Origin of the sequence: Bacillus sp. S14(2024), assembly GCF_050473785.1 — a bacterium.
Classification (GTDB): domain Bacteria; phylum Bacillota; class Bacilli; order Bacillales; family Bacillaceae_G; genus Bacillus_A; species Bacillus_A yunxiaonensis.
Genome location: NZ_JBFLUP010000006.1, coordinates 734,203 through 761,151, shown reverse-complemented (window position 1 = coordinate 761,151; position 26,949 = coordinate 734,203). Strand labels below are relative to the sequence as shown.

Genomic DNA, 26,949 nt, shown 5'->3' with positions numbered 1-26,949 from the left:
CTTGTTTTGAAAAAGGATTCGTTCAAACAAGCTCTAAACGTATTTTATTGTTAAAATAATCTGCACTACTAGTTTAATCGAATAACTTTATCTTCCGCTAATCGTCTTTCTTTTTTCGGAGAGTAACTAATCCCTACAAACACTAGCAAAATTCCAATAAATTGATAGGCATCAGGACGGTAATGCAAAATAGTAACATCCATTAATATTGCAACAATTGGATCAACAAAGACTAAAATAGCAATTGTTTGAGCCTTTAATTCTCGCAAACTACTGAAAAACAAATAAAACACAAATCCTGTATGAATGAATCCTGTAACAAGGATATAAATCCAATTTTCAATGGTGAGATGCATAAACTTTGACCAATCTACGAATGGAATCAATAATAAAACACCGAGACTTGTTTGAATAACAGTTGTTAGCAGCGGACTAAGTGTTTGAATGCCTTTTCCCGTAATTGAAGTAAGAGCATAAAAGAATGCTGCTGCAAACGCCCATAAAACGCCTGTAGATAAAAATCCAGCAACGGTTGTATGTTGGTGAATTCCTCCAACTAACAGTGTTCCTAAAAAGCAAACAAAGAAAAATATCAATCCTGTTCCTGTTATTTTTTCTTTAAAGATAAAAGAACCTAGTAAAAGCACAATAACAGGCGCTAAATGATAAATAGATATTGCCACAGTAATGGGCATTACTTCAATAGAGCGAAAGAAAAAGACCCAGTTTATAATAAGAAACACACCACATAGTAAAGCAAGTAAGTACTCCCGGCGCGGAATAAAACTTTTATGCGGCTGTTTTGTTGTTAATGTACGAAAACCCCATATTGCTCCTAAAAGAATACTTGCACAGAGGCAACGTACAAAAACCAATTCAATCGACGGAAGGCCTGTTTTTATCGAAAATAAACCGATTGAACCAAAGATAGCCATAGAGACGGCAAATTTTAGTTTTGCATACATCTAATTCCCCTCCAAAGTCGTTATAATTATAACAACTCTTGTTTTATGGTAAAAAAACAGCTTTATGCTAAGCTGTTTTTTCCTGTCATGACATGAATTAAATCTTCCCTCGTCTTCCATAGCCCCTCTAGCTTTTCAGGACCGTATGCAGTTGTAATCTCTTCTACCATAATGTCGTGCCTAATATATTCAGTAGCAATCAGAACGAGGGCTGGATCAGTTGACTTCACAGCCCACTCTGAACCTCTGTCGCTAAATTTAGCAATCAGAGCTTCCTCTTCATCTCGAATAAGAATGGTCAAATATCCGCCCATACGTTTACTCACAATATCTGGTGCCATGTAATTATGATGATATGTGTGCCCCAACGTCTTATCTTCAGCTCCGAATAAAACCGTAAAAATGGGGATCACCCCTTCTTTCTCTCGAACAGCTTTTTCAATGTCTTTTACAATAGGAGACCAAATCGATAGCCAAAGTTCTTTGTTTGCAGATCGAATCATCGAAATCATTTCTTGAACAATATGTTCATACTGAACAATTCTAGTCACAACGTCCACTTTCTGATCGCTTTCTAACGTTGTGAGAGAAGATTCCAGCACTTCTAATGATGTATTCATCTCTTCTTTCAACCTAGCAAGCAATTGCTTCGGTTCAACAGGTTTATAGACAATCGGATCAGAAGGAACCGTTTGAATTGCTCCTTTATCAAGCAATTTTCCTAATACCTCATAAATCATTGAGCGCGGGACGCCGGAACGCTTACTTAATTCATACCCCGTGATGGCAGGTGATTTCAATAAACCTATGTAGGCCTTACACTCGTATTTTGAAAATCCATGTTTTTGCAATTCGGTAATTGCTTTCTCTTCCATAAGCCCTCCCCCAATAGTAGTTATTGTATTAACTACTATAAATCATCTGTGTTTAAATGTCTATATTTTCAGACTTCTTATTCGAAGCATAAAAAAGTATCAGTCCACAGAGACCGATACTTTTACTCATACGAACGATCTTTTCCTTTATACATCGGCTCCATATTGATGTTCGCAAATCGGAATTTATCCACATGCATCGCTGCTTTCTTTTCTTCAACTGCTACATCATGCTTTTTCTGCGAAATAGGCATAAACCTTTTGTTGAGCTGTTCCTTTATTCCTTGAATCATGAAATTTAGAACAAAAATTGATATTGTAAAAGCTACTAACGGCGCCAATATAATCCATGGTGCTGTTAATAATTCATTTTTATTTAATCCGATTAATCCCGACCACTCATTTGTAAGAGAAAATGTAGCGGAACCACTCTCATCCTGCACTACTTTTCTTCCACCAATTAATACTTTAAAAAAGCCCATATGTATGAGTAGTGTAAATAGCTGAACAGCTTGTTGGAGAAAAAGGATGACAAGAATTTCTTTCAAATACAGCCAAATATGCTTTCGAAACAAATGCATTTTTCTAGCACCGAGCACAATAGAACTTGTAATATAGTCTTTTTTCATAAAAAGATTAATCTCTTGACTAATATAAAGAATGATATTTGGCAATGTAACGATGCAAAGAATGAGAAATTGCTTGATAACAATAGCTTCCTTAAAACCTGTCTGCTCGCTTTTCACCATCAACGGCAACATAAACAAAATAACTAAAATAACTGTCGGAACATAGAAATATACCTTACATACTTTTTCAATGAACTTTTGTACTAAAGGTGGTGTATATGCTAGTAAACTACCCAATAATGTTCCTAATACAAGCTGAATAAAACAAATTCCAAATACAAATAAAATGGTAAACTTTGCGCCAATAATGAGTTTAAAGAATAAGTTATATCCGCTTCGATCCGATCCAAACGGAGGCATCAGCAAAGGATTGAACGGTGCACTTTGCGAAACATTACCGTCACCATCTTTCATTAACAATTGTGTCTGAGAATACAACTCTTTTCCGTACCATGTAAATAAAAAACTAGCTAACACAAGTCCACCGAAAAAAGAAAGGCCTATCCAAAAACGTTTAGAATGGAACATACTATTTTTCATTTGCAAGCCCTCCTGTCTTACGCTTCACTTGGAAATGAGCAATTGTAAACACGACATAAAATGGAATAAACAATAAAAAGATCCATCGTGCTACCGTTACAGGATTTAAAACAAGTGGCTTTAAAATAAATGACATGTATCCATTAATATTGAAAGCAGCCTCCACAAGCAGCAGACTTGAAATCATAAATAGAAAAGTAGATTGTAAATGATTTAGCAAATGATAAATTACATTTCGAAACAAGTGAACAAATAAAATATATTTTCTACTTAACCCCTTTGCACGGGCAAATTCTACATACGGCTTATTCTGTTCGTCTAATAAAAATAAAACCATAATGCGAAAAAAATGAAGAGCAGGTACAATGCTCATCGTAACGATAGGTAAAAAATATGCTTGTTTATTACCGAATGCGTAAATATTTACAAAATTTATCCCTGTTTGTTTAAATACCCAAACAAAAAATAGTTGCAGCATAAAAATTAATAACAAATCAGGAATAGATTCAATCAACACTAAACATCGCTCAATTGCTTTCTTCACTTTCAAAGAAGATAATACATAACAAAAGGAAAGACATGTCGCAATTAAAACTGTTAAACAAGTAGATGCTAGTAGAATAAGACCTGAATAGATATACGGCTCCCGAATCATATCCCAAAAAGAAACTTGGCGCATAGTCATAGGATTTACAGCATCTCCCGGGATAAACACCTTTTGTAAAAACATAGTAAAACTAAGAGGATAGTTCTCTAAAAACCCAAACGGCGCATAACTAATAACAATAATAACAATGATGCAAATGCAAAATTCTATACATTTCTCAATGAAAAACCCCTTCACTTTGAATCTCCTCGCGTTATTATTTACAGCATTAAATAGTTGTTAGCCATTAAGCTATCACCTAATGACTAACAATCTTTCATTACACTTCGCTCGGTACTTCTGCTTCTTCGCGTTCTAATTTTTCTACCATATGCCCTTCTTCGTCCCATTTCACAGCGCGGTAATATGCATCGTGGTAGAACGTAAACCATGCCTTCTGCTCTGTTCCGTATTTCATCCATTTTTGTTTATTCTCAATTGAAGTCATTGGATAATCATCATACGCCATGACCCACAATACATTTTGATGCGCATGCGTTGGCATTAGGTCTGCTAAATGCAGCAATGTTTCATTTTGACTTTGTGCAACGACAACTGCATGTCCATCGCTATGTCCGCCTGTATGAACCATTCGGATTTCATCTGTAACGTTTACTTCTTCCGTAAACAGCTGTACTTGATGTACAATTGGCTCCCAATTTTCTTTCCAATATGTATTGCGTGAGCGGATATTCGGATTTCTCATTTCGTCCCATTCTGTTTGTGATACATATATTTTTGCATTTGGAAATGTCGGGACAAGCTTTTCACCTTCCCATTTTGTTAAACCAGATGCATGATCAAAATGAAGATGCGTCATAAGAATATACTGAATATCTTCTGCTTTCAAACCAAGTTGAACGAGCGATTGTTCAACAGATGACTCTTCAGTCACCCCTTGATTTCGCTTCATTTTCTCATTCATTTTATTGTTACCTATCCCTGAATCTATGAGCATATTTCCATCTTTCGTTTGCAGCAGCAATGGATCCGTTCGTAAATAAATTTGATTTTTATCGTTATGGCTATATTTGCGTGACCAAAGCGCTTTCGGTACAACGCCGAACATCGCCCCGCCGTCTAAATGCGTATTTCCTCCTCGCAACCATGTCACTTGTATATCTCCAATTTGTAGATATTCCATTTTTTGTATCCCCCTTTTCCTTTTATGTTATCATATAATTCAGAAAAAATAGTTTATCAAAGTAAAAAAGGAGCCATTTTTATGATTAAAGGACTGCAACGGCGCTAGGTTTGAAGCTGAATGAAATGAATGAGGTTGTATTTGCTGCTCCTTGGGGCATACAAGATGTGATTAACTTGGAGCTAAGACCGACTCCTTATTTTGAAAAAACAGAAGAACTTTCAAAAATTTATGAAGAACGCTTACTTAAGAAGAAGTGGGAGGAGAAATGGAGTAAGGTGAAGGTTTTTATCCTCTAAACTTTATATAGGAGAATGAAAAACGCTATTCTTTCAAAAAGAATAGCGTCTTTCATTATATAAGCACAAACTAGATTAATGTATGCCCACCTTCAACATGAAGCACTGTCCCCGTAACAAAACCGTTCTGCATTACATAGAGTACAGCCTGTGCTACATCTTCAGCTTGACCTACTCGTCTTACAGGAAGTTTATTTCCTAAGTCAGTGTAGAATGTATTCCGCACTTCTTCTGCCATTTTACTGCGTGACGGTGTATCAATAATTCCTGGAGAAACAACATTCACCCGAATAGGAGCTAACTCTAACGCTAACGTTTGGCCAAGATTAGAAACGGCTGCATTGACTGCACCAAGCGTTGCAGACCCAGCCATAGATTTATAAGCAACAACTCCGGAAAATAAAGTGATAGAGCCATTCTCAGCAATCTTTGATGCACCATATTTTGCAGAATAGAATTGTCCCCAAAATTTATTTTCAAACAACTGGCGTGCTGCGGCTGTATCTGTGTCAATAAAAGAGCCCCCTGATGTTTCTGCCGCTGTAACAACTAAATGATCAATTGTACCTACTTGCTCAAAAAAGGACTGAACTTGTTGTTCTTGCGTTGTATCAAGCGCGTAGATCGTTACGTTCCCTCCTAACTGATCCTTCGCTCTCTGCAATTTTTCCTCAGAACGACTAGCAATGATAACCTCAGCTCCTTGCAAAAGTGCTAGTCTCGCTGTTTCTAAACCAATACCAGAGCTTCCGCCAATAATTACAATTTTTTTATTGTTTAACATGTTCATTTCCCCCAGTTTTTCTTGTTTTGTTTTGCTGAGGTTATTGTATTTCCAAAGCTTTCTCTTTGGAAGTAGTGATATTTAATTCACATAGTTACATTTTAGAAAGTTTCTTTTTTGAAAAGAAATATACGCATAAAAAAATTTACTATCATAAAAAAAAGACCATGAAGGCCTTTTTATTTGTTTTTAAATCATTTTATAAAGTTAACCCAAATCTCTTTAATTCAATGAAAATATGTTCTAAACGTTTTCCTTTGTCTGTTAATGTGTATTCTACACGCGGAGGAACTTCTGGATATACCGTTCTTTCCACGATCCCTTGCGCTTCAAGTTCCTTCAGACGAAGAGAGAGGGTCTTCGGACTAATTCCATCCATCGATTTTTGTAAATCACTAAATCGCATTGTTCCTTCAATAAGAAGATCTCGAATAATTAAAAAAGTCCATTTTGTCCCGATTACATCTAGTGTTTTTGCAATGGGACAAATTTGTCCTGGTGTTCCTTTTGTTAATTTAAGTGGCTCCATATTCTCCATTGAAACACGCTCCTGAAAAAATTTTTTGAATTATTTCCCTTTATGCTATCACAATTCTATCCTTACGGTAACTATATGAAATAAATATCACTACTTCCCAAAAGAAACTAACTATACATACAATATCAATAGCGACTAGACGCTATTTCTAAACTAAGGAGGCGATAAAAATGAGTACAGAACACCGACCACTGGCACTGATTTCTCTCTTAATAAGTATCTTCGGGATTATGATTTTGATGACTGCGTGTAGTACGCAAACATCAGAATACAAGACTGCTGCACCAGTAAAGAAAGAGATTCAACTGTTGAAGGATTTTCCTCAACCTAAATCAATGACCATAGATCCTTCATTAGATCAAAAGAAAGCTACAGAGATGGTTCATGCTGCGCAGCGCTTTTACGCATTTTGGAACAGCGGCAACGAAACTCTGATTCCGCAAACTGTTACAACAAATTTCGTTGATAACACGTTACCAAAGGGACGCCCACAAGGACCAAAAGGCTTAGCATTTGCATCAAACAATTTTCGTAAAGCCGTGCCAGACTTACAGTGTAACATCGAGGACTTATTGGTAACTGGGGACAAAGTAACAGCTCGACTATCATTCACTGGAACACATAAGGAGGATTTTGGAGAGAAAAAATCAACTGGTAAAGCTGTTAACTTCTTTGCAATTGATATTTTACGGATTAAAGATGGAAAGATTGTTGAAGATTGGCACTTAGAAGATAATCTAACTCTTATGCAACAACTCGGCGCCATACCGGAAAATTAATCTTTAGAACTCATAACACATTTATAAAATAAAGGGGATAAATAAAATGAAAAATATACTAATAATCAATGGTCATCAAACATACAGATCAGCAGAAGGAAAACTAAATACAACTTTGACAGACAATATGGTGACTGCATTGAGTACAAAGAGCAATGTACAAACAACAGTGATTCAAAACGGATATCATATCGAAGAAGAACAAAACAAGTTTTTATGGGCTGATATTGTCATCTACCAAACGCCTATTTATTGGTTCAATGTTCCCGGATTACTGAAAACATATATGGACGAAGTATATGCTTACGGATTATTTTTCAAAGGATCCGAGCAATATGGCAGAGGTGGTTTATTAACTGACAAACACTATATGTTTTCCACTACATGGAATGCTCCTGAAAAAGCATTTAACGATCCAGCACAGTTCTTTGGAGGAAAAAGCTTAGAAGACGTACTCAGTCATTTACACCGAACACAAGAATTTATCGGTATGAAACCTTTAAAGAGCTTTGCTTGCTATGATGTAATAAAAAATCCGGATATTGATAAATTTGTATCTGAACTGAATACACACCTAGAAGAAGTATTACCGCTGTAATTCACTTTCACATTAGATAAGCCCCCTTCAGAAAATCTGAGGGGGTTGCAAATTGTAATCCAGTTTTCATACGTATCCTACGTCGAATTCTTATTACTTAATCGTTCCCATCCCAGCGAGTTTTACATTTACCTTAACATTTACATCTCCCTTTGCAAATGCCTTCCCCCATTGATTTTGGACTTTTTTCCACTCTGGATATGTGTAAGCTCTCGCATATTTACCATATCCAAAAGAATCGATTTCGACATCTTGTATTTTCTTTATTAAGTGCTTGAAATCGGCTTCTAGCTTAGTTTCAATAGCTTTTTGCAGCTTCTCTGCGTCCTTTCTTGTATTGAATAAAAAAAGCCGTTCTGTAATGATAACTCTCATCTTTATATCTGTATTAAATATAAAACGACCGTCATACTTTGCCTTTGTCTTTACCTTGATGTTTTGAGCAGAGAAACTTATCAAATCTTTATTATGATCATCCGATTTTGGCTTGATTGCAAGTGTAAATGGAAATTCACCTTTATTTTCGTTCTATAAAATACGTAACAGCATACTTTCATCCGGTGTTAACGTTAATTTATATCTTCCTTTTGCATCCAACAAGGCTGTTCCTGTCAACCATACTCTCTTCTTCTTTTTCATCTCGGTAATACTTGCTGTCATACCTTTTTCTTTCGCTTGTTCACGCAATTCTTGAAGAGTTGTTCTTACCGTGACATTTCTTATAGAAGCGGTATCAACTAATTTTGCTAAATACAAGGGAAGCCGTGGCTTATCTTTTGGCTTATAAAAGATTATATCTGAAACAGGTCCATCTACAGCAACAACCCGCGCAGTAACAGTATTTTGGGGATCTCGATAAAATGGGTCAAGGTATTCTTGCCAGTTTTTTCGTTTCAGCAGCCGTTTCCCAACTAACATAACCTGGGTTTTACTTCCCGATGTTAGCGCCATAACCGTAGCATCAAATTTCTCTCTAGACTTTCGAACTGTAACAGATTTCACGGCAGTATTTTCCTCTTTCTGCTTTGCTTCTTTATTAAAAACAGGACTTCACATGTACACCAATAAGTTATCATTATCATCTAGATCAATACCAATTATAAGAGTAAGGGAAACATTTTCAACACTTGTTTGATCAAAACATCCAGTCATCGTGAACGTTAATAACAAAATGCAACATAGTACCTTCCTTTTCAATGTATCCCCCTCCGGTGGTACTTCTCATATATCCAGCTATATATCCATAAAATTACAGGTAATATATACGTCAATCCTATCCCAGCCTTTGATAATGCCTGTTGCCAAATCTCAGATTCATTCCAAGTCGGATGGATCCAAAATATGAAACCGGTAATGCACAATAATAAAACAATGACGTGAGAGCTATGGTCTTGTTTTCCCAGTAATTGACTAGAACAAAATACAGCGCAGTATACGGAAGGAATCCACACTTTGGAAACAACCATTAAATAAACAGCTAATAAAACCATGTCAAAACGTTCTAAAAAACGAAATTCAATTACTTTAAGCAAGTTCAATACTGGTTGGTTAAATTCTGTAATGCTATCAGGGCTAAAATAGGCAAAACAAACAAGAGTGGCAAATAAATAAAATAACATCGATAAGGTATTTGCAATCACAATTCCATGGATTGCGTATTGCTTTTTTTGTAAAAAGGGATATAAAAAGAACGCAATCTCAAATCCTAAATAGGTAAAAACAGTAGTCGGCACAGCTTTTAACACCGGTCCCAACCCGTCTTTCAGTAACGGAAAGAAATGGAGCCAAGTACTACTTTCTCTTAGCGGTATTAAAAAAAAAAGTGCAATCCAAAATGTCATATAAAATGCGAGTTCGCAGTATCGTCCTATAATACGAATGCCGTTGCGTGCAACAAAAAAAGTAGGAATTGAAAACAAAAATATAATGATATAGTCAGGCGTTTTCGGCAGAAGCCATCCTTTCAGATAAAGCAAAGCGTTCACAAGAACGATACCGGAATAAAAAATAAAATATATCATGTAAATAACGACTATCCCTTTCCCAACTATTTTTCCAAATAACCGTATAAGAATGTCGTAAAGCGTATCATTTGGATATCTTTGAGATGTTTTCACTATAAAAATGCTGGCTGTTATAGATAATACCCCTCCAATAACTAAAGCTATCCATCCATCTGTTCCAGCTTTCTCTGCAAGTACTCGTGGAAGAGATAAAATCCCTGTTCCCACCTGCATTCCATTAATTAAAAAAATATATTGCATAAGAGTGATTTCATTGTAAGCATACTTTTTCATAGGTTCACCTTTTATTATGATTTTCCCCTTGTCGAATAGATTGAATCGCTCTAGCACCTTTAGGACGACTTCTCATTTCCCATAAAGGAAAGCGTATAAAAGCATCCTTCATATCTGCAAGGTGAAAAGGTGCCAACGGAGTACCATAAGGAGTACCTAACGATTCAAGGCTTATTAAATGCGCAACTAATGTCATCCATCCGATAACGAGTCCTACAATTCCAAACATGGCAGCTAATAGCATCATATGAACTCGCAGCATTCTAATCGCTGAACCCATATCATAATTTGGAATAATAAAAGAAGCGATAGCTGTAACAGCAACGACAATAATCATAATATTGCTTACAACTCCCGCCTGAACAGCGGCCTGTCCAATGATAATTCCGCCTACATTAAGGTGGGGTCTTACTGCCCGTTAATGCGGGATAATCCAGTTTCCATACGTATCCTAGTTGAATTCTTATTACTTAATCGTTCCCATCCCAGCGATGTTTACATTCACCTTAACATTCACATCACCCTTTGCAAATGCCTTCCCCCATTGATTTTGGACTTTTTTCCACTCTGGATATGTGTAAGCTCTCGCATATTTACCATATCCAAAAGAATCGATTTCGGCATCTTGTATTTTCTTTATTAAGTGCTTGAAATCGGCTTCTAGCTTAGTTTCAATAGCTTTTTGCAGCTTCTCTGCGTCCTTTCTTGTATTGAATGAAAAAAGCCGTTCTGTAATGATAACTCTCATCTTTATATCTGTATTAAATATAAAATGCCCGTCATATTTTGCCTTTGTCTTTACCTTGATGTTTTGAGCAGAGAAGCTTATCAAATCTTTATTACGCTCACCCGGTTTCGGCTTGATTGCAAGTGTAAATGGAAATTCACCTTTATTTTCGTTCTGTAAAATACGTAACAGCATACTTTCATCCGGTGTTAACGTTAATTTATATCTTCCTTTTGCATCCAACAAGGCTGTTCCTGTCAACCATACTCTCTTCTTCTTTTTCATCTCGGTAATACTTGCTGTCATGCCTTTTTCTTTCGATTGTTCACGAAATTCTTGAAGAGTTGTTCTTACCGTGACATTTCTTATAGAAGCGGTATCAACTAATTTTGCTAAATATAAGGGAAGTCGAGGTTTATCTTTTGGATTATAAACCATTACATCCGAAACAGGTCCATCTACAGCAACAACCCGCGCAGTAACTGTATTTTTTGGATCTCGATAAAATGGGTCAAGGTATTCTTGCCAGTTTTTTCGTTTCAGCAGCCGTTTCCCAACTAACAGAACCTGGGTTTTACTTCCCGATGTTAGCGCCATAACCGTAGCATCAAATTTCTCTCTAGATTTTCGAACTGTAACAGATTTCACGCCCGTAGTTTCTTCTTTCTGCTTTGCTTCTTTATTAAAAACGGGACTTGACATGTACACCAATAAATTATCATTATCATCTAGATCAATACCAAGTATAAGAGTAAGGGAAACATCTTCAACGCTTGTTTGATCAAAGCATCCAGCCATCATGAACGTTACTAACAGAACACAACATAGTACCTTCCTTCTCAACGTATTCCCCCCTGATGATACTTCTCATATACCCAGCTGTATATCCATAAAATAACAGGTGCCATATACGTCAATGCTAACCCAGCATTTGATACTGCCTGTTGCCAAACCTCTGATCCATTCCAAGTAGGATGTGTCCAAAATATGAAGCCAATAATAAATAATAATAGAACAATAACATCAGAGCTATGGTCTTGTTTTCCACGTAATTGACTAGAACAAAATACAGCACAGTATATGCAAGGAATCCAAGCTTTTGAAACAACCATTAAATAAACAGCCAATAAAACCATGTCAAAACGTTCTAAAAAACGAAATTCAATTACTTTAAGCAAGTTCAGTACTGGTTGGTTAAATTCTGTAATGCTATCAGGGCTAAAATAGGCAAAGCAAATAAGAGTGGTAAAGAGATAAAATAACGTCGACAAGGTATTTGCAATCACAATTCCATGGACGGCGTATTGCTTTTTTTGTAGAAAAGGATACAAGAAGAATGCAACATCAAATCCTAAAAAAGTATACACAGTTGTCGGCACAGCTTTTAATACCGGTACCCACCCGTCTTTCAGTAACGGAAAGAAATGGAGCCAAGTACTACTTTCTCTTAGCGGTATCAAAAAAAACAGTGCAATCCAAAATGTCATATAAAAAACGAGCTCGTTGTATCTCCCTATAATATGAATACCGTTGCGTGCAACAAAAAGAGTAGGAATTGCGAACAAAAATATAATGATATAGTCAGGCGTTTTCGGCAAAAGCCAGCCTTTCAGATAAAGCATCGCGTTTACAAGAATGATACCGGAATAAAAAATAAAATATATCATGTAAATAACGACTATCCCTTTCCCAACTATTTTTCCAAATAACCGTATAAGAATGTCGTAAAGCGTATCATCAGGGTATCTTTGAGATGTTTTAACTATAAATATACCGGCTATTGTAGATAATAATCCCGCAATAAGTATAGCTATCCATCCATCTGTTCCAGCCTTCTCTGCAAGTACTCGCGGAAGAGCTAAAACCCCTGTTCCCACCTGCATTCCATTGATTAAAAAAATATATTGCATAAGAGTGATTTCATTGTAAGCATACTTTTTCATAGCCTCACCTTTTATTCTGATTTTTCCCTTGGCGGATAGATCGAATAGCTCTAGCACCTTTAGGACGACTTCTAATTGCCCATAAAGGAAAACGTATAAAAGCATCCTTCATATCCGCAAAGCGAAAAGGTGCCAACGGAGTACCATAAGGAGTACCTAACGATTCAAGGCTTATTAAATGTGCAACTAATGTCATCCAGCCGATAACGATTCCTACAATTCCAAACATGGCAGCTAATAGCATCATAGGAAATCGCAGCATTCTAATTGCTGAACCCATATCATAATTTGGAATAATAAAAGAAGCGATGGCTGTAACAGCAACGACAATAATCATAATATTGCTTACAACTCCAGCCTGAACAGCAGCCTGTCCAATGATAATTCCGCCTACGATTCCGACTGTTTGACCGATAGGAGTCGGTAAACGTAAAGCTGCTTCCCTCATCATTTCCAAGGTCATTTCCATAAGCAGTGCTTCCATAATAGGCGAAAATGGAACAGTCGCCCTGAATTCCGCAATAGATAAAAAAAGTGGCACAGGAATGACTTCAAAATTAAAAGAAATAAAGGCAACATAACTTGCTGGGAAAAATAGAACAACTAGAAAAGCCATGAAACGAAGCAGACGGATAAGCGAAGCGACTAACCAACGTGTGCCGTAATCATCAACCCCCTGAAAAAAAGATATAAAATTTACAGGAGCAATCAATACATTGGGAGAACGATCCACAACCGTCACAAATCTTCCTTGCAGAATGTGAGATACCGCGAAATCAAGTCTTTCAGTGAGCATAAATTGCGGAAACGGTGAATAGGGATTATCTTCAATGAATTCGATAAGTTCTCCGGCACCACCGACAGCGTCCACTGTAATATCTTGCATTCTTGTTTCCAGTTCTTTCAGTACGTCTTCAGAAGCTACATCTTTCAAATATAAAATGGAAACCTTTGTTTTTCCCCGCATACCGATTGTCATTTCTTTTAACATTAACTCTTCATGAGGAATACATCTCCGAATCAATGCAATATTTTGCCTTGCATCTTCTACAAACGCTTGATGCGCACCTTTTAAAGATATTTCATTCCTAGGGTCTTCAATATTTCTTTGCGGCCATCCTTTCGTATCTAATTGATGTGCCGTAGTCCGACCGTGAATAAATAAAATGCTATCTCCTTGCAAAATAGCATTTTCGATTTGTCTCCATGTATCAACGATTTCAACCTGGGCTAATGTAATAGGCAGTTCCGTATTCGGATCACCGGCACTATGCATCAAAGGACTTAAAACATGATTTTGAATCGATTGCTTGTCTGTTAATCCGGACAAGTAGGCCAAGGCTGCTTCCAATCCGTCTGCGGTCATTTGAAACCGGCGAATCACCAAATCAGGAGATTGATGAAAGAACTGCTGAAGCTGAGCAATATTCTTAGATAAATCAGTTTCGAGAAAGGAGTCCTGTATGTTTTTTTCCTGAAAATCAGTATTATCGCGTATTGGAAAAGAATTTAAATTACGTCTACCTTTCAACCGATTCAGAAAATTAGCCATGAATTCCATCCCTTTCTACATACGTTCCATATTATTTTTTAGTATGCATTCTCCAAGGAAAAATATTCTAATAACGATTCTGACTCATTGTTTGCGAACGAACAGTCCTCTTAACCAAATCTCCAAAACAAAAAGCATTTCTTTCTGTATGATTAGAAAGAAATGCTTTTTTGTGTTAAGGATATAAAATAAATATTTTTAACTATTTTCGATTTTTTTCTTTTTATTTCGTTCTAATTGCGCTGTAATGCCAGTACGATCAATTTGAATCCAGTACTCTACAATTTTCCCGCCTTCTACACGATACACCGCGCTCGCTAACTCAATGATAGGAAGACCAGTTGGTTGAAATCCATCAACCTCACCAATATGAGTACCTGTTTGTTTCCATCGAACATATACACGATCTTGCTGAGATACTAACAACTCTTGAATTTCTAAAGTAAATGTACCATAAGCATCCAACATCTCTTGCACATGATCCGCATAATCCATAGGAGATCTTTCAACTGTAACTTCATCTTCAGCTTGAACTTGATGAGCCAACACCTTTTCTGCCATGAACTCTGTGACTATATGTAGATTACGTCCTGAACGTATTTCTTCAAAGAATCTTCTAACTACAATCTCAGGCATCATATAACAGTCGCTTCCTTTCAATATCATTTTCTATGAATATAACAAAAAGCACCTCATTTTGGAAATGAAGTGCTTTTTTCGTATATCGAATATCGCCGACTGGTCTTTATGTTGTGCCGAAGCACCGTTATATCGTAAAAAACGCCTATATATTTGTCCCACGCTACCTACTTTATTTTCCGCTATACACCTTCGGACATTCATCTCCAGACGGTTCATAAAAGCAATGATTCTTATATTGTCCTGCATGAGGTTGATCCCACCACGTAGGAGGACAACTGCCAACTGGACGAAAAAACCAAAGAGAATATACACCTGGCCATATACGAGCATAATTTAAACATTTTCTTGCCATTGCCTTGTCGCTCTCTCTTGCCCGTTGATAAAAATACCCTTTCGTCACTGCTTCAAATCCACCTGGCTGCTGATACACCATTTGTTGAATATTTGTAATCTGTTTAAAGTCTAAACAATCACACATTACACGATTCACGCCAACTGTCCCTACTGCCATCATTCCCTGTTGCCCTTCGCCTTCTGCTTCTGCTCGCATGAGACGAGCAAGTAAATCAACATCACTTTCTGTATAGGCAATTCTCGTCACTGTTATCCCTCCGTTCTCCCTATAACTATATGCAGCAAGGAACATTTGTTTAAAAAAGACATGTTCTAAATAACAAAAAACCCGAATAGGTTAACTTGCTTACTACTCGGGTTACGGTTAATAAATAACCTAATTATTTAACTCTTTGACGAAAGAATAGGATTCCACCTAAAATGAACAATACCATACCTCCAGCAATTGAAATTATCTCCGCTGGTGTCCCTCCTGTTTCAGGAAGTAATACTGCCTTCTTATCATTTCCTTTAGTAGGTGGAACTTTTGAATCGTTATTTGTATTTGTGTTCGATCCTTTATTTGGTTCTTTATTTATCTCTGTGTTTGTACTTGTGTTTAATTCTTTGCTTATCTCTGTGTTTGTACTTGTGTTTGATTCTTTGTTTATCTCTGGTTTTGGATCCGGTTTTGGATCTGGTTTCGGATCCGGTTTTGGATCTGGTTTTGGATCTGGTTTTGGATCTGGTTTTGGATCTACAACTGTTCCATCCTTGATTTTTGTATTCGTGATATCATAACCTTTTACTTCCGATTTATATCCTGCTACTGGTTGTTCTTTCACTTCATACTTGTACGCAGCACCATTCGCATCATATGCCGCTAAATCTGCAAATGTATATTTCCAACCGTTCGCCTCTGTTACTTCTTGTGTTTTGATAACTTGACCATTTTGCAGTAATTCTACTTGAATCTTGTCCGGACGATCTGTCGCATTGTCGTCTTTCCACGTTTTTGTTCCTTCTACTGTTGTTTTCGCTTCTTTTGTATTCGTAATGTTGTAACCATTTACTTCCGATTTATATCCTGCTACTGGTTGTTCTTTTACTGTATACGTATATGCGTTACCATCATCATCATACGCGGGTACATTTGCAAACGTATAGTTCCAACCATTTGCCGCTGTTACTTCTTGTGTTTGGGTAACAGTACCATTTTGGAGTAAGTCTACTTTAATTGTGCTTGGACGATCTGGTGCATTGTTATCATTCCATGTTTTTGTTCCAGTAACAGATGTAGTTTTCACCTTATTCGGAATCATCAACTTTACACCCTTTTGAGCATTTGCATCAATTGTAAAGTTTATTTTTGCTTGAGGATCAAAATCCAGATAGTCTGGAGCTTTAATCTCTGTTACATAGTAATTTCCTGGGTCTAAATTAGACATTTCAACAATCCCCTGTGCACCTGTTGTATAAGTATCGCCAATTTGTTCACCTGACTCCTTATACAACTTAAACGTAACATTTGGGATGAGTTTTGTTTCGTTCCCGTCAATGTGCTTAACGATTCTTAATGTTCCTTTCGGAGGTAAGTCACCTTGCGCACCGCCGCCAGCATTTATATTTTTAACCCAGGCACTATCTGAATGGATTACCGGTTGTCCATTTAAAATTTGGTAATTAATCGTATAATCATTGAAAAGACTTTCTTGGCTCATTCCACTTTCAGCTATAGTAGAGGTATACCTTAAAAGGAAAAACTCACCACTAACCTGATCCTTATAAGCCCTAATGTCAAAAGAATTACCGTTAAAAGTGACCGTTCCATAACCCTTATCAATGAATTGTTGTGGTGTTAAACTTTCATTTCCAACTATTAAGGTAAAACCATCCTGATCAAGTGTTTGACCCGATCCTAGAGTATCCTTCAAAACAATATCAGCACTTAACTGTTCTTTGTTATTGTTTATAGGCAAATCCCACTTTACTTTAGTTGGAGCATCTGGGTCAATTCTACCTGTTTTGTAGGAAAATGGTACTGTCCCACCACCACCCTCAGTTGGCCCTTTAATTGTTACCCTTTGCGCTTGTAAATCTGTACCTAGATTTGTGTCAACCGTTATTGTTTGTCCTGTTGCTACAGTACTAGTTGCTTGAACTTCAAAATAAAAATATCCTCTAATATTTTGAAGCTTCTCAACTACATCAGTAAATGTACATACGACATTCGTTGTCGTTACTTGACAAGTACCAAATGTAACACCGGCATCATTCTTTAAGTCAATCTTTCGACTATATCCTTGTAATTCTTGAGGTAATGTTAATGTTAGTGTGTCTCCAGCCTTCATTTTATTTCCAGATTTATCACTAAAATTAACTTTTATTCCCGTTCGTTCTCCGTAAGTTAGGTCCGTTTTATCGAACGTAAAGCTATCAACAAATCCGGTTGTATTTATTTCTTGTGCTTTCGCTATTATAGGCATCAAACTCTGACCTATAGTAAACATAAAAATCATTACAATTGAAAAAATCGAAGTTACTCTTTTGAAAGTTATACCCATGTAAGCCTCCTATAAATAATAATTAGATGGCTCTTGGTACAAATATGCTTTGACAATGATTCCGCCCTAATGAATCATCTGAGTATTTAACTTAAATGATTTAGGTGCCTGCTAACATCGTTTCGTCTTTCTTTCACTCTTCCATCAATTGTCGACAAGCTTAATCTTTATCGACTATGTATGATGCTATGCCACGAAAAGTAAAAAATACAAAACTTGCAGGCTTGTTGTCTCTTATCTTGCTAAGATAAAAATTAATCATCTTTTCTTCGGAATCCACTCGCCAAGAATCGTTAGTTTCCCTAAGATGACACCGATTAACTCAGAACCATATTGATATGCTCAATGCATGATGATAATATTAAAATTATGTATATTGCGCTCTTTCATCGTTTTCAGATTAATAGTATCAGTATGTTCGAGTTTGATAGTCGATGTTTAACGACTCACAACTTCTGTTGCACCAGAACCTTATGAATCCCCATATAAATCCCTCATATCGTAATTCACAATTTTAAAACTGTTTTGATAATAAAAATAGTTTTTGTAAGTTTTGTAATTAGTTTTGTAATTAAAGAAACCGCATGTTTTTCCCAAAAATAGCTATTGAAAGCATCCCCTATCATATAGTTCCTTTCTATATATAATCAAATACCAACATTTAATCTTTGTGCTAAACACATACCATACTCTCGATCTGCACGAAAAAAGTTACAAATCATAAGCAATTTTATTTGTTCATGTACATTTTTTAAATCATTTGGTTTCTCAGTTTTTTTACGAACTACATAACCTATAAGTTTCATAATTGAATTTTAATACGTCGCATATTCACTTGAACTTCCAGTATGACAACTTGATTCATAATTGCTTGCAGATAGTTGTTGGTTATGCACAGTACCTCTTCCCTAAATAACAAAAAACCCAAATAGTGACTTTTTCATTTGTCTACTACTCGGGTTACCGTTAATACATAATTTAATTATTTAATTCTTTGACAGAAAAATAGAATTCTACTTAAAACAAACAATATCAAAACTTAACTGTTTGCTGGGACTCATAATATTTACATTCAACTCCCACTATTTCACAATTCCTCCCATATATGCCGAAATATCAACGTTTAATGCCTGCGCTAAACGCATACCATACTCTTGATCTGCACGGAAGAAGTTACAAATTGCAAGTAATTTTGTTTGTTCATTTACATCTTTTAAATCATTTGCTAAGTTCGCAATTAAGTTATCTTGTTCTTCTTGAGAGAATGAACGATAACGCTCACCAGCTTGTTGGAAATCGTTTGGTTTCTCAATTTTTTCACGAGATACATAACCTGTAAGTTTCATAGTTGAATCTCGATATGCCGGATCTTCACTTGGATTTTCCGCATGGCGACTTGGTTCATAATTGATTGTGGATGGTTGTTGGTTCACTTGCATGAAACCATCACGTTGCTGGTTATGCACAGCTGCATACGGACAGTTTACAGGTATTTGTAAGTAATTTGCCCCTAAGCGATAACGCTGTGTATCCGGATAAGAGAATAAACGTCCTTGTAATAATTTATCCTCAGATGGTTCAATACCAGGCACAGTTGCACTTGGTGAAAATGCTGCTTGCTCTACTTCTGCAAAGAAATTTTGCGGGTTACGATTTAACGTCATTGTGCCTACTTCCATTAATGGAAAACGGTCTTCTGGCCACATTTTTGTTGGATCTAGTGGATCAAACTCTAGAGAATCCATTTCATCTAGTTTCATGACTTGTACATGAAGATCCCATTTTGGATAATTCCCACGCTCAATCGCATCAAATAAATCACGAGTTGCATGGTTAAAATCCTTTCCTTGCACTTGTTCTACTTCTTTTACATTAAAGTTACGTACGCCTTGTTGTGGCTTCCAGTGGTATTTTACGTATACAATCTCTCCATCTGCGTTTACCCATTTAAATGAATGGACACCGAATCCTTCCATTTGGCGATAGTTTGCAGGTGTACCGTAATCAGAAAATACCCAAGTTAACATATGAGTTGATTCTGGTGTTAGCGTCATAAAATCCCAGTAACGATCTGGTGTTTGAATATTTGTATCAGGCGCTGGTTTTAGAGAATGAACCATATCAGGGAATTTCATTGCATCACGAATGAAGAATACAGGTAAATGGTTACCAACAAGATCATAGTTTCCTTCTTCTGTATAAAACTTCACCGCAAAACCTCTTGGATCACGAGCCGTTTCTGGGGAACCTTGGCCATGAATAACAGTTGAGAAGCGTACAAATACAGGTGTTTCTGTTTCTTCTTTCTGTAAAAATGCTGCTTTTGTATATTCTTTCATACTATTTTTTGTTACGAAAATACCATGAGCACCTGCACCACGCGCATGTACAACACGCTCAGGAATACGTTCACGATCAAAATGAGCTAACTTTTCTACTAAATGATAATCTTCTAATAATACTGGCCCACGGCGACCTGCTGTGCGAGAATTTTGGTTATCTCCTACGGGAGCACCTTGGTTTGTTGTTAAACGATGATTAAAATTCATTTTAAAAAGCCTCCTTTTAAATAATAAATACTTATTTAAAATTATTATAATCTAATTATTATTAAAAAGTTACTCCATTGTCAATTATTTATATAAAATTTTTTTACTTTTTTAAAACTATTGCCACTAAATCATTACCTCTTAGTCATCTCGCATATCTACTCTATTGGGTTTTATATAATATAAAAAAGAAGAAAGAGTAGCAAACATACATGACAATCTCTTTAAGACTGAATTTTCTGTATTTTTATTTTAAAAGGGGAGGGTTTTAGCTACTCTCTCTTAATAATTATTAGTTTAGCACTAAAAATATAGTACAGCAACAAAAAACGTCAATTTTCTGACAAATCCGACAATTATCACAAATTAACACTAAATATCTATATTCATTAAGACACGTTAAGAGAAATTAAAACGATACTTCCATCAGTGGGGGCTCATTGTCCCACGAATAGCGGGATAAAAAGGTTCATTTCTATTCAAAAATCTGTCTCAAAAGGTCGCTATTCGACGACCTTTTGAGACAGATTTACATGTACAACTTTATTTTGTTTTCATCGATACAACGCAGTTTGCTTACCGGTCTTCCTACCTGCTGATAGACCATTTCATTTTCTAAAACTCCGATTTCAATTAAAAATAGGACATACTTTCGAATAGATACTCTTGAAATTCCAACTAACTGTGCCATTTCATCTGTTGTAAATTCTTTTCCATGAAGCGATTCTATTTGTTTCCAAACTAACTGCAATGTTTGTTTTGTTAATCCTTTTGGAAGTTCTTTACTTACGGGAGATTCTACTTTTTCTTTTTGTAAAATCAGTGCATCTAGTTCAGATTGATTAATATTTTGTTGCTTCCTCATGAATCTAAATTTCTCACGATAGGCAGATAACGCTTCTTTAAAACGTTCAAATGTAAATGGTTTAATTAAATAATCGACAACTCCATATTGCAGTGCTCTTTTTATACTCGCCATATCATGCACCGCTGAAATCATCATCACATCAATTTCTTTTTCCTTATTGCGAATATGCAATAGTAATTCAAACCCTGTATCATCAGGCATAAAAATATCAAGCAATATAAAATCTATATGAGATTTCTCTAACACTTGTAACGCTTCATCTACAGAGTTAGCCGTATGAACAAGTTCAAATCCGCCAACTTGTGCTAAATAATGCTTATTTAACATAGCTACCATTGGATCATCTTCTACAATTAAAACTTTAATCATCTTTCTATCTCATCCCTACTTTTATATGGTGCTTCAACGGTGATTGTCGTTCCCTTTCCTAACACTGAATCAATACGTATATTTCCCTTTAAACGCTCTATACTGTCCTTTACAAGATATAAACCATAACCTCGGTTTTCTCCTTTTGTGGAATACCCTTTGGTGAAGACTTTATCTATTTCTTCTTTTTTGATTCCATGTCCTGTATCTGTAACTTTGACAATCAACTTATCCTTATATTGAATAGAAATATGCACTTGCTTAGATTCACAGTTTGCCACTGCATCTAATGCATTATCAATTAAATTCCCTACAATTGTAATGAGTTCATGAATAATACTTTCATCAGCTGACTCTGGTAAATGTGAATCTTCGCTTATAATCAGTTCTATTCCCTTTTCTCTCGCATAGCTAAGTTTACCGAGCATAAACCCTGCAAACACAGGATTTTTTATTTTCCGCATCACATCACCAATTTCATATTGATGCTCTGACACCATGCTGCTAATATATGTCTCTAATTGTTTATATTCTTTCATATATGTTAACCCTAATACGACGTGCATTTGGTTCATAAATTCATGCGATTGTGCTCGCAAAGCATCTGCATATAACCGAATCCCCGTTAACTGCTCTGCTAGTTGCCTAATCTCCGTTTTATCACGAAAAGTTGCAATTGCACCCACAATTTCTCCTTTTACGTATAAAGGAACTCGATTCGTAACAATTGTAATCCCATGTAGATTTTGTTCCTGATGAAACTGCGCTACTCCCGTTTTTAATACCTCTTTTATACTTGAGTTCGGCATATACTTTCCAATGTCTTGACCAACAAAATTTTCTTTAATCCCACTTTTCTCAATTAACCGTTTTGCTTCGTTATTGATTAAAGTAACCCTCGCATCCTTATCGATAGCAATAATTCCTTCTTTGACAGATTGCAGCATGGCATTCCGCTCTTCTAAAATTTTTGAAATTTCACTTGGTTCGAGGCCAAATAAAATCTTCTTAATATGTCTTGCTAATAAAATAGCACCTATAATTCCAACTAAAATTCCCACACCGATACCGATGTAAATAATATGTCTGCTCTCCTTAACCCTTTCTTCCACATTATCAGCTGAAATTCCGACGGCAACAACCCCTATTTGTTCTTTCGTTTCAGAAAAGATTGGTACAAACACTCGCATAGATTCCCCTAATGTGCCTTTTCCCATTGATACATATTCTTTTCCTTTCAAGGCTATGCCCTCATCGCCTCCAACAAAATGCTGGCCGATTTTCCGAGGGTCTGGATGAGATTTTCGTATCCCATTCATATCCATGACTACAATAAAGTGAACACCTGTATTTTTTAAAAGTCTATTCGTGTACGTTTGAATTTCAGATGTATCTTTTCTTCCCGCTAAAGCATCAATTACGAGCGGTGAATCTGCCACAATACGCGCAATCACTTTTGCTTTTTCTGCTTGACTGTCTTCTGTCGCACGCTCGACATTATGACTAATTAAAATATCTGTTACAAGCAAAGAAAATGCAACAACAGCACATACTAGCAACGTAATTGTTGTACGTAACCCTAACGAAGTTTTTCTTTTCCTCATCCCTCTACTATCTCCCTTTGTTCTTCTATATTACACGCGAAACCTATATCTCTTATTCTCTTTAATAAAACAATATTTAGTATAATCGAGGTCATCTCCATTACTTTACTAGTTCCGATACAAATATACTACAGTTTTGAAAATCCCATATACATTTATATGTCCTAATGTAAAAATAAATTGAAACTATTATCAGTGTTTTCTTCACCCGCCGCTTATGATTTGACATCAAAGTGAATTATTAATAAAATAGTGTAAAATTACACCGAAGGGAGATTTAACACTATGAAACAAAAAAACATGTTTATACGATTATCTCTTATACAGTTAGTTCTTTTCGTACTTAACACATTTATTTTTTCCTCAACCATGCGATTTCTACCCTGGTATGTTGAAGATGCTGTAGGATTTTTCGGGGTTCTTATTACTGCTCCCTTACTATTACTTATTAGTTTACTTATGATATATCTTCAAAAAAGTAAAGGGTATGTGATAACAAGAATAAGATATATCATTCCCCTTTTTACATCGATTTTTTCACTATGTATCTTGCTCCTAAATATCACAGACTTATCCATTATAACAGCACTCATCCTTAATTTCGGAATGGTTATTATAACTGTCATATTTTTGTTACAAGATTTCTTTAAACTGAATACAATTTGAATTTTTAAATATAGATTCACAAAATGCGAATTAGACAACTCTATTTTCGAAGATTATATTTGTAGTGTTTTTAAGCGTACAAAAAAGGTATCCATGATTGACAATGGATACCTTTTTAATTTGGCAAACTAAAAGATAACAATTTATAAAGTGAAACTTCCAGCAGTATTTTTTTCATTCCCCGCTTTTCCCACAATCTTGAGGTGAGGGGCTCGGGATTAAAGCTTCACTTTATTGTTCGATAGAATAACTTGGCATCGTTGTGATTTGTGCCACTCCTGATTCAATGGCTGCTTTTGCTACCGCAGCTGCTACACTTGGTACGACTCTTTTATCTAATGGATTTGGAATGACATAATTTGCATTTCGTTCTTCATCCGTAATAATGTTAGCAATTCCGTACGCCGCAGCTAATTTCATTTCCTCTGTAACATCTGTGGCACGTACATCTAATGCACCACGGAATATACCAGGGAATGCTAATACATTATTTACTTGGTTTGGAAAATCAGAACGTCCTGTTCCAACAACAGCTGCTCCAGCCTCTAGCGCATCCTCTGGGAATATTTCTGGTACTGGATTCGCCATTGCAAACACAATTGGATTTGTATTCATTGTATTCACAAGTTCTTTTGTTAATACGTTAGGAGCAGATACGCCGATAAAAATGTCTGCGCCGTGAATCGCTTCTTTTAATGTTCCACGTACAAGTTCACGATTTGTTTCTTTCGCAATCTCGATTTGTGCAGGGTTCATCCATGATTCTCCTTCACAAACGACACCTTCTAAACTTACTAACGTCATATGCTGTGCCCCTGCTTTTAATAATAATTTACCAATTGCAATCCCTGCAGAACCAGCTCCATTAATGACAATCTTCACTTCATCCATCGTTTTATTTACTACTTTTAACGCGTTAATCACCGCCGCTAAAACAACAATTGCTGTTCCATGTTGATCATCATGAAACACCGGAATATTCGTTTCTTCTTTTAAACGTTTTTCAATTTCAAAACAACGCGGTGCTGCGATATCTTCTAAATTAATCCCTGCAAATGTAGGCTCTAAATTTTTGACTATGGTTACGATTTCATCTACATCCGTCGTTCCAAGACAAAGCGGAAATGCATCTACATTCGCAAACTTTTTAAATAAAATACTTTTCCCTTCCATAACAGGCATAGCTGCTTTCGGTCCAATATTCCCTAATCCAAGTACTGCTGTTCCATCCGAAACTACCGCAACCATATTACCGCGCGCTGTATAGTCGTAAGCAGTTTCTTCATCCGCAGCAATGGCCTTACAGGATTCAGCTACACCTGGTGTATATGTCAAACTTAAATCATCTGCTGAATTTACTTCTACTTTACTCGTAATTTCAATTTTCCCTACTAATTCTTTATGAAGCAATAACGAACGTTCTTTAATTTGATTCTCTAACATAAAAATAATCTCCTCCTAATTTTACAAGCTAGCTATGTCTTTACATAGCTAGCTTGTCTGCATATATTACGAAAACATTTTTAATAAAATTGTTGCTGCTACAACCATTGCTGCCCCGCCTAAACGCGTTGAAATTTGTGCAAATGGCATTAATTCCATACGGTTTGAAGCTGATAAGATGGCAACGTCTCCAGTTCCTCCTAATCCACTATGACATCCTGTTACAATTGCAGACTCGACTGGATACATTTTCATTACTTTTCCAACAAAGTAACCAGATACGATCATTGTTACTACTACTGATGCACACACAACAACATATCCAACTGAAAGAACAGCTGCTACATCTTTTAACGGAATGTATAACAATCCTAAACCAACCATTAATGGCCACGTTAAGTTTGTCGAAATAAATTTATATAAGTGATACGCACCTTGCTCCATTTTTGCTGGCATCAATTTAAAATACTTTACAAGTGCTGCTGAAAAGATCATGATGATTGGTCCTGGAATACCAATAAATTTAGAAGCAAATCCACCAAAAATAAAGAATGTACATGCAAGTAATAAACCTGCTCCCATTAATGAGAAATCAATCGGTTTTTCTGTATTTTGTTCTTTTAATAATTCATCTTGATTACCTGTTTTCACCAATATACCATTACCGCTAAGCTCTGGCTTTTTCTCACCTAGTTGTTTCATATATCCAGCACCTATAATCGCAAACATATTTCCGATAACCGCTGCTGGAATAAGCTGTGATACAAATGTTGCTGATGATTGATGTAAAATCTCACTGTAAGCTAAGGAAAGTGGTAAAATCCCTTCTCCGATACCACCGCTTACAATTGGCACAATAATATAGAAGAATGTTCTCTTCATTTCAAATCCAAATAACGATCCAACTAATAATCCAACTGCAATAGAAGCGATTGTTCCTACAATTAACGGAATAAACATACGAATAAACCCTTGTACTAACACTTTACGGTTCATTCCTAAAACACTGCCGACTACTAAACAAGAAATATATAAATATAAAAAGTTCGATTTTTTCATTAACATATTGGCAGCATTCATTGAAGCTGGGTTCATCCAATTAAAGAACACAAGCAATGACGGAATAAATAGTGAAAGAATTGCTGGTCCACCAATGTTCTTTAAAATTGGAATTTTCATTCCGATATCACCTAAGAAAATTCCAATAATCATAATTACTGCAAATCCACCAATCATATCAGCAGGCAATTTATTATATACAGATGCTCCGTAAATAATAGCTGCTAATACAAGATATAAAGGTAATGGTATAACACCAATTTTTATGTTCATAATTTTTGAAACAAATGTTTCCTGCTTTGTTTCTGCTTCACCTACAGGTGACACCGTTTCCATTTTATTTTGAATCCCCATTGAGGCACCTCCTTATATTCTTATTCACAATATTAAAACGCTTTCAATAGTAATAATAGATTTTGTAAGTTTTGTAATTGGTTTTGTAATTAAAGAAAGGGGATTGGCATGAATCACAATCTTACTTTTCATACTAGTCATTTTGATTGCCTTCCTTGATTATGAACGACCTTTTTGTATTA

General features: G+C 36.0%; 22 protein-coding genes and 4 pseudogenes. 3 read left to right on the top strand and 23 right to left on the bottom strand.

All coding sequences use genetic code 11. The features are described 5' to 3' along the window. Positions 1-68: 68 nt before the first annotated feature. The 5 genes from AB1279_RS04180 to AB1279_RS04160 form a co-directional block, all read right to left on the bottom strand. Positions 69-965 carry a DMT family transporter gene (locus AB1279_RS04180; RefSeq protein WP_429757934.1) on the bottom strand — a complete coding sequence of 299 codons (897 nt, stop codon included), beginning with the start codon at positions 963-965 and terminating at the stop codon, positions 69-71. 62 nt (positions 966-1,027) lie between these two features. Continuing rightward, positions 1,028-1,840, bottom strand: a complete 813-nt coding sequence (locus AB1279_RS04175) for a TrmB family transcriptional regulator (RefSeq protein ID WP_429757933.1) — start codon at positions 1,838-1,840, stop codon at positions 1,028-1,030. 122 nt (positions 1,841-1,962) lie between these two features. After that, positions 1,963-3,009: an ABC transporter permease subunit gene (locus tag AB1279_RS04170; protein WP_429757932.1), complete on the bottom strand. Its 1,047-nt coding sequence runs from the start codon at positions 3,007-3,009 to the stop codon at positions 1,963-1,965. After that, complete coding sequence (locus tag AB1279_RS04165) at positions 2,999-3,853, bottom strand: ABC transporter permease subunit (protein WP_429757931.1); 855 nt, start codon at positions 3,851-3,853, stop codon at positions 2,999-3,001. The genes AB1279_RS04170 and AB1279_RS04165 overlap by 11 nt, the downstream gene beginning before the upstream one ends. Positions 3,854-3,935: 82 nt before the next feature. Continuing rightward, complete coding sequence (locus AB1279_RS04160; protein ID WP_429757930.1) at positions 3,936-4,799, bottom strand: YtnP family quorum-quenching lactonase; 864 nt, start codon at positions 4,797-4,799, stop codon at positions 3,936-3,938. A gap of 125 nt (positions 4,800-4,924) precedes the next feature. Here AB1279_RS04160 and AB1279_RS04155 point away from each other — a divergent pair, with 125 nt between their 5' ends. Beyond that, complete coding sequence (locus AB1279_RS04155) at positions 4,925-5,098, top strand: nucleotidyltransferase family protein (RefSeq protein WP_429757929.1); 174 nt, start codon at positions 4,925-4,927, stop codon at positions 5,096-5,098. A gap of 70 nt (positions 5,099-5,168) precedes the next feature. Here AB1279_RS04155 and AB1279_RS04150 read toward each other — a convergent pair whose 3' ends face one another. Further along, positions 5,169-5,888 (bottom strand): SDR family oxidoreductase, encoded by a 720-nt coding sequence (locus AB1279_RS04150; protein ID WP_429757928.1) that lies wholly within the window; start codon positions 5,886-5,888, stop codon positions 5,169-5,171. Positions 5,889-6,081: 193 nt separating this feature from the next. Then, positions 6,082-6,420, bottom strand: a complete 339-nt coding sequence (locus AB1279_RS04145; protein WP_429757927.1) for a winged helix-turn-helix transcriptional regulator — start codon at positions 6,418-6,420, stop codon at positions 6,082-6,084. Between the two features lie 170 nt (positions 6,421-6,590). Here AB1279_RS04145 and AB1279_RS04140 point away from each other — a divergent pair, with 170 nt between their 5' ends. Both AB1279_RS04140 and AB1279_RS04135 read left to right on the top strand, forming a co-directional pair. Next, positions 6,591-7,199, top strand: a complete 609-nt coding sequence (locus AB1279_RS04140) for an ester cyclase (RefSeq protein WP_429757926.1) — start codon at positions 6,591-6,593, stop codon at positions 7,197-7,199. A 46-nt stretch (positions 7,200-7,245) separates the two neighbouring features. Continuing rightward, positions 7,246-7,797 carry an NAD(P)H-dependent oxidoreductase gene (locus tag AB1279_RS04135; RefSeq protein ID WP_429757925.1) on the top strand — a complete coding sequence of 184 codons (552 nt, stop codon included), beginning with the start codon at positions 7,246-7,248 and terminating at the stop codon, positions 7,795-7,797. A 93-nt stretch (positions 7,798-7,890) separates the two neighbouring features. On the opposite strand, the pseudogene AB1279_RS04130 reads toward AB1279_RS04135, so the two are convergent. The 16 genes and pseudogenes from AB1279_RS04130 to AB1279_RS04055 all read right to left on the bottom strand — a co-directional run bounded on the left by AB1279_RS04130 (position 7,891) and on the right by AB1279_RS04055 (position 26,767). Then, a pseudogene (locus tag AB1279_RS04130) lies at positions 7,891-8,994 on the bottom strand (Ger(x)C family spore germination protein). Continuing rightward, positions 8,991-10,094 (bottom strand): GerAB/ArcD/ProY family transporter, encoded by a 1,104-nt coding sequence (locus tag AB1279_RS04125; protein ID WP_429757924.1) that lies wholly within the window; start codon positions 10,092-10,094, stop codon positions 8,991-8,993. The pseudogene AB1279_RS04130 and the gene AB1279_RS04125 overlap by 4 nt, the downstream one beginning before the upstream one ends. A gap of 4 nt (positions 10,095-10,098) precedes the next feature. Next, positions 10,099-10,488, bottom strand: a pseudogene (locus tag AB1279_RS04120) (spore germination protein); the annotation flags it as partial. 72 nt (positions 10,489-10,560) lie between these two features. Then, positions 10,561-11,664 (bottom strand): Ger(x)C family spore germination protein, encoded by a 1,104-nt coding sequence (locus AB1279_RS04115; RefSeq protein WP_429757923.1) that lies wholly within the window; start codon positions 11,662-11,664, stop codon positions 10,561-10,563. Continuing rightward, complete coding sequence (locus tag AB1279_RS04110) at positions 11,661-12,764, bottom strand: GerAB/ArcD/ProY family transporter (protein WP_429757922.1); 1,104 nt, start codon at positions 12,762-12,764, stop codon at positions 11,661-11,663. The genes AB1279_RS04115 and AB1279_RS04110 overlap by 4 nt, the downstream gene beginning before the upstream one ends. A 4-nt stretch (positions 12,765-12,768) precedes the next feature. Further along, positions 12,769-14,316 carry a spore germination protein gene (locus AB1279_RS04105; protein WP_429757921.1) on the bottom strand — a complete coding sequence of 516 codons (1,548 nt, stop codon included), beginning with the start codon at positions 14,314-14,316 and terminating at the stop codon, positions 12,769-12,771. A gap of 198 nt (positions 14,317-14,514) precedes the next feature. Continuing rightward, the gene (locus AB1279_RS04100; protein ID WP_429757920.1) at positions 14,515-14,955 is read right to left on the bottom strand and encodes an ester cyclase; all 441 of its coding nucleotides are present in this window, start codon (positions 14,953-14,955) and stop codon (positions 14,515-14,517) included. A 172-nt stretch (positions 14,956-15,127) separates the two neighbouring features. Next, a complete protein-coding gene (locus AB1279_RS04095; protein ID WP_429757919.1) occupies positions 15,128-15,604 on the bottom strand; it encodes a cell wall hydrolase in 477 nt (158 codons plus the stop codon). Between the two features lie 88 nt (positions 15,605-15,692). After that, on the bottom strand, positions 15,693-17,855 hold the full coding sequence (locus tag AB1279_RS04090) for a Cna B-type domain-containing protein (RefSeq protein ID WP_429757918.1): 2,163 nt from the start codon (positions 17,853-17,855) through the stop codon (positions 15,693-15,695). A gap of 205 nt (positions 17,856-18,060) precedes the next feature. After that, positions 18,061-18,171 (bottom strand): annotated as a pseudogene (locus tag AB1279_RS04085) (IS6 family transposase); the annotation flags it as partial. A gap of 331 nt (positions 18,172-18,502) precedes the next feature. Then, a pseudogene (locus AB1279_RS04080) lies at positions 18,503-18,745 on the bottom strand (catalase); the annotation flags it as partial. Positions 18,746-18,937: 192 nt separating this feature from the next. Next, positions 18,938-20,404: a catalase gene (locus tag AB1279_RS04075; RefSeq protein WP_429757917.1), complete on the bottom strand. Its 1,467-nt coding sequence runs from the start codon at positions 20,402-20,404 to the stop codon at positions 18,938-18,940. Positions 20,405-20,933: 529 nt separating this feature from the next. Continuing rightward, complete coding sequence (locus AB1279_RS04070) at positions 20,934-21,641, bottom strand: response regulator (RefSeq protein ID WP_429757916.1); 708 nt, start codon at positions 21,639-21,641, stop codon at positions 20,934-20,936. Further along, the gene (locus AB1279_RS04065; protein WP_429757915.1) at positions 21,638-23,245 is read right to left on the bottom strand and encodes a sensor histidine kinase; all 1,608 of its coding nucleotides are present in this window, start codon (positions 23,243-23,245) and stop codon (positions 21,638-21,640) included. Before AB1279_RS04065 ends, AB1279_RS04070 begins: the two co-directional genes overlap by 4 nt. Before the next feature lie 897 nt (positions 23,246-24,142). Then, positions 24,143-25,354, bottom strand: a complete 1,212-nt coding sequence (locus AB1279_RS04060; RefSeq protein WP_429757914.1) for an NAD(P)-dependent malic enzyme — start codon at positions 25,352-25,354, stop codon at positions 24,143-24,145. A 66-nt stretch (positions 25,355-25,420) separates the two neighbouring features. Next, positions 25,421-26,767: a 2-hydroxycarboxylate transporter family protein gene (locus AB1279_RS04055; RefSeq protein ID WP_429757913.1), complete on the bottom strand. Its 1,347-nt coding sequence runs from the start codon at positions 26,765-26,767 to the stop codon at positions 25,421-25,423. Positions 26,768-26,949: the final 182 nt, after the last annotated feature.

Coding starts and splice junctions, on each gene's coding strand:
- AB1279_RS04180 (WP_429757934.1), bottom strand. CDS start 965: ATGTATGCAAAACTAAAATTTGCCGTCTCTATGGCTATCTTTGGTTCA.
- AB1279_RS04175 (WP_429757933.1), bottom strand. CDS start 1,840: ATGGAAGAGAAAGCAATTACCGAATTGCAAAAACATGGATTTTCAAAA.
- AB1279_RS04170 (WP_429757932.1), bottom strand. CDS start 3,009: ATGAAAAATAGTATGTTCCATTCTAAACGTTTTTGGATAGGCCTTTCT.
- AB1279_RS04160 (WP_429757930.1), bottom strand. CDS start 4,799: ATGGAATATCTACAAATTGGAGATATACAAGTGACATGGTTGCGAGGA.
- AB1279_RS04155 (WP_429757929.1), top strand. CDS start 4,925: ATGAATGAGGTTGTATTTGCTGCTCCTTGGGGCATACAAGATGTGATT.
- AB1279_RS04150 (WP_429757928.1), bottom strand. CDS start 5,888: ATGAACATGTTAAACAATAAAAAAATTGTAATTATTGGCGGAAGCTCT.
- AB1279_RS04145 (WP_429757927.1), bottom strand. CDS start 6,420: ATGGAGAATATGGAGCCACTTAAATTAACAAAAGGAACACCAGGACAA.
- AB1279_RS04140 (WP_429757926.1), top strand. CDS start 6,591: ATGAGTACAGAACACCGACCACTGGCACTGATTTCTCTCTTAATAAGT.
- AB1279_RS04135 (WP_429757925.1), top strand. CDS start 7,246: ATGAAAAATATACTAATAATCAATGGTCATCAAACATACAGATCAGCA.
- AB1279_RS04125 (WP_429757924.1), bottom strand. CDS start 10,094: ATGAAAAAGTATGCTTACAATGAAATCACTCTTATGCAATATATTTTT.
- AB1279_RS04110 (WP_429757922.1), bottom strand. CDS start 12,764: ATGAAAAAGTATGCTTACAATGAAATCACTCTTATGCAATATATTTTT.
- AB1279_RS04105 (WP_429757921.1), bottom strand. CDS start 14,316: ATGGCTAATTTTCTGAATCGGTTGAAAGGTAGACGTAATTTAAATTCT.
- AB1279_RS04100 (WP_429757920.1), bottom strand. CDS start 14,955: ATGATGCCTGAGATTGTAGTTAGAAGATTCTTTGAAGAAATACGTTCA.
- AB1279_RS04095 (WP_429757919.1), bottom strand. CDS start 15,604: ATGTTCCTTGCTGCATATAGTTATAGGGAGAACGGAGGGATAACAGTG.
- AB1279_RS04090 (WP_429757918.1), bottom strand. CDS start 17,855: ATGGGTATAACTTTCAAAAGAGTAACTTCGATTTTTTCAATTGTAATG.
- AB1279_RS04075 (WP_429757917.1), bottom strand. CDS start 20,404: ATGAATTTTAATCATCGTTTAACAACAAACCAAGGTGCTCCCGTAGGA.
- AB1279_RS04070 (WP_429757916.1), bottom strand. CDS start 21,641: ATGATTAAAGTTTTAATTGTAGAAGATGATCCAATGGTAGCTATGTTA.
- AB1279_RS04065 (WP_429757915.1), bottom strand. CDS start 23,245: ATGAGGAAAAGAAAAACTTCGTTAGGGTTACGTACAACAATTACGTTG.
- AB1279_RS04060 (WP_429757914.1), bottom strand. CDS start 25,354: ATGTTAGAGAATCAAATTAAAGAACGTTCGTTATTGCTTCATAAAGAA.
- AB1279_RS04055 (WP_429757913.1), bottom strand. CDS start 26,767: ATGGGGATTCAAAATAAAATGGAAACGGTGTCACCTGTAGGTGAAGCA.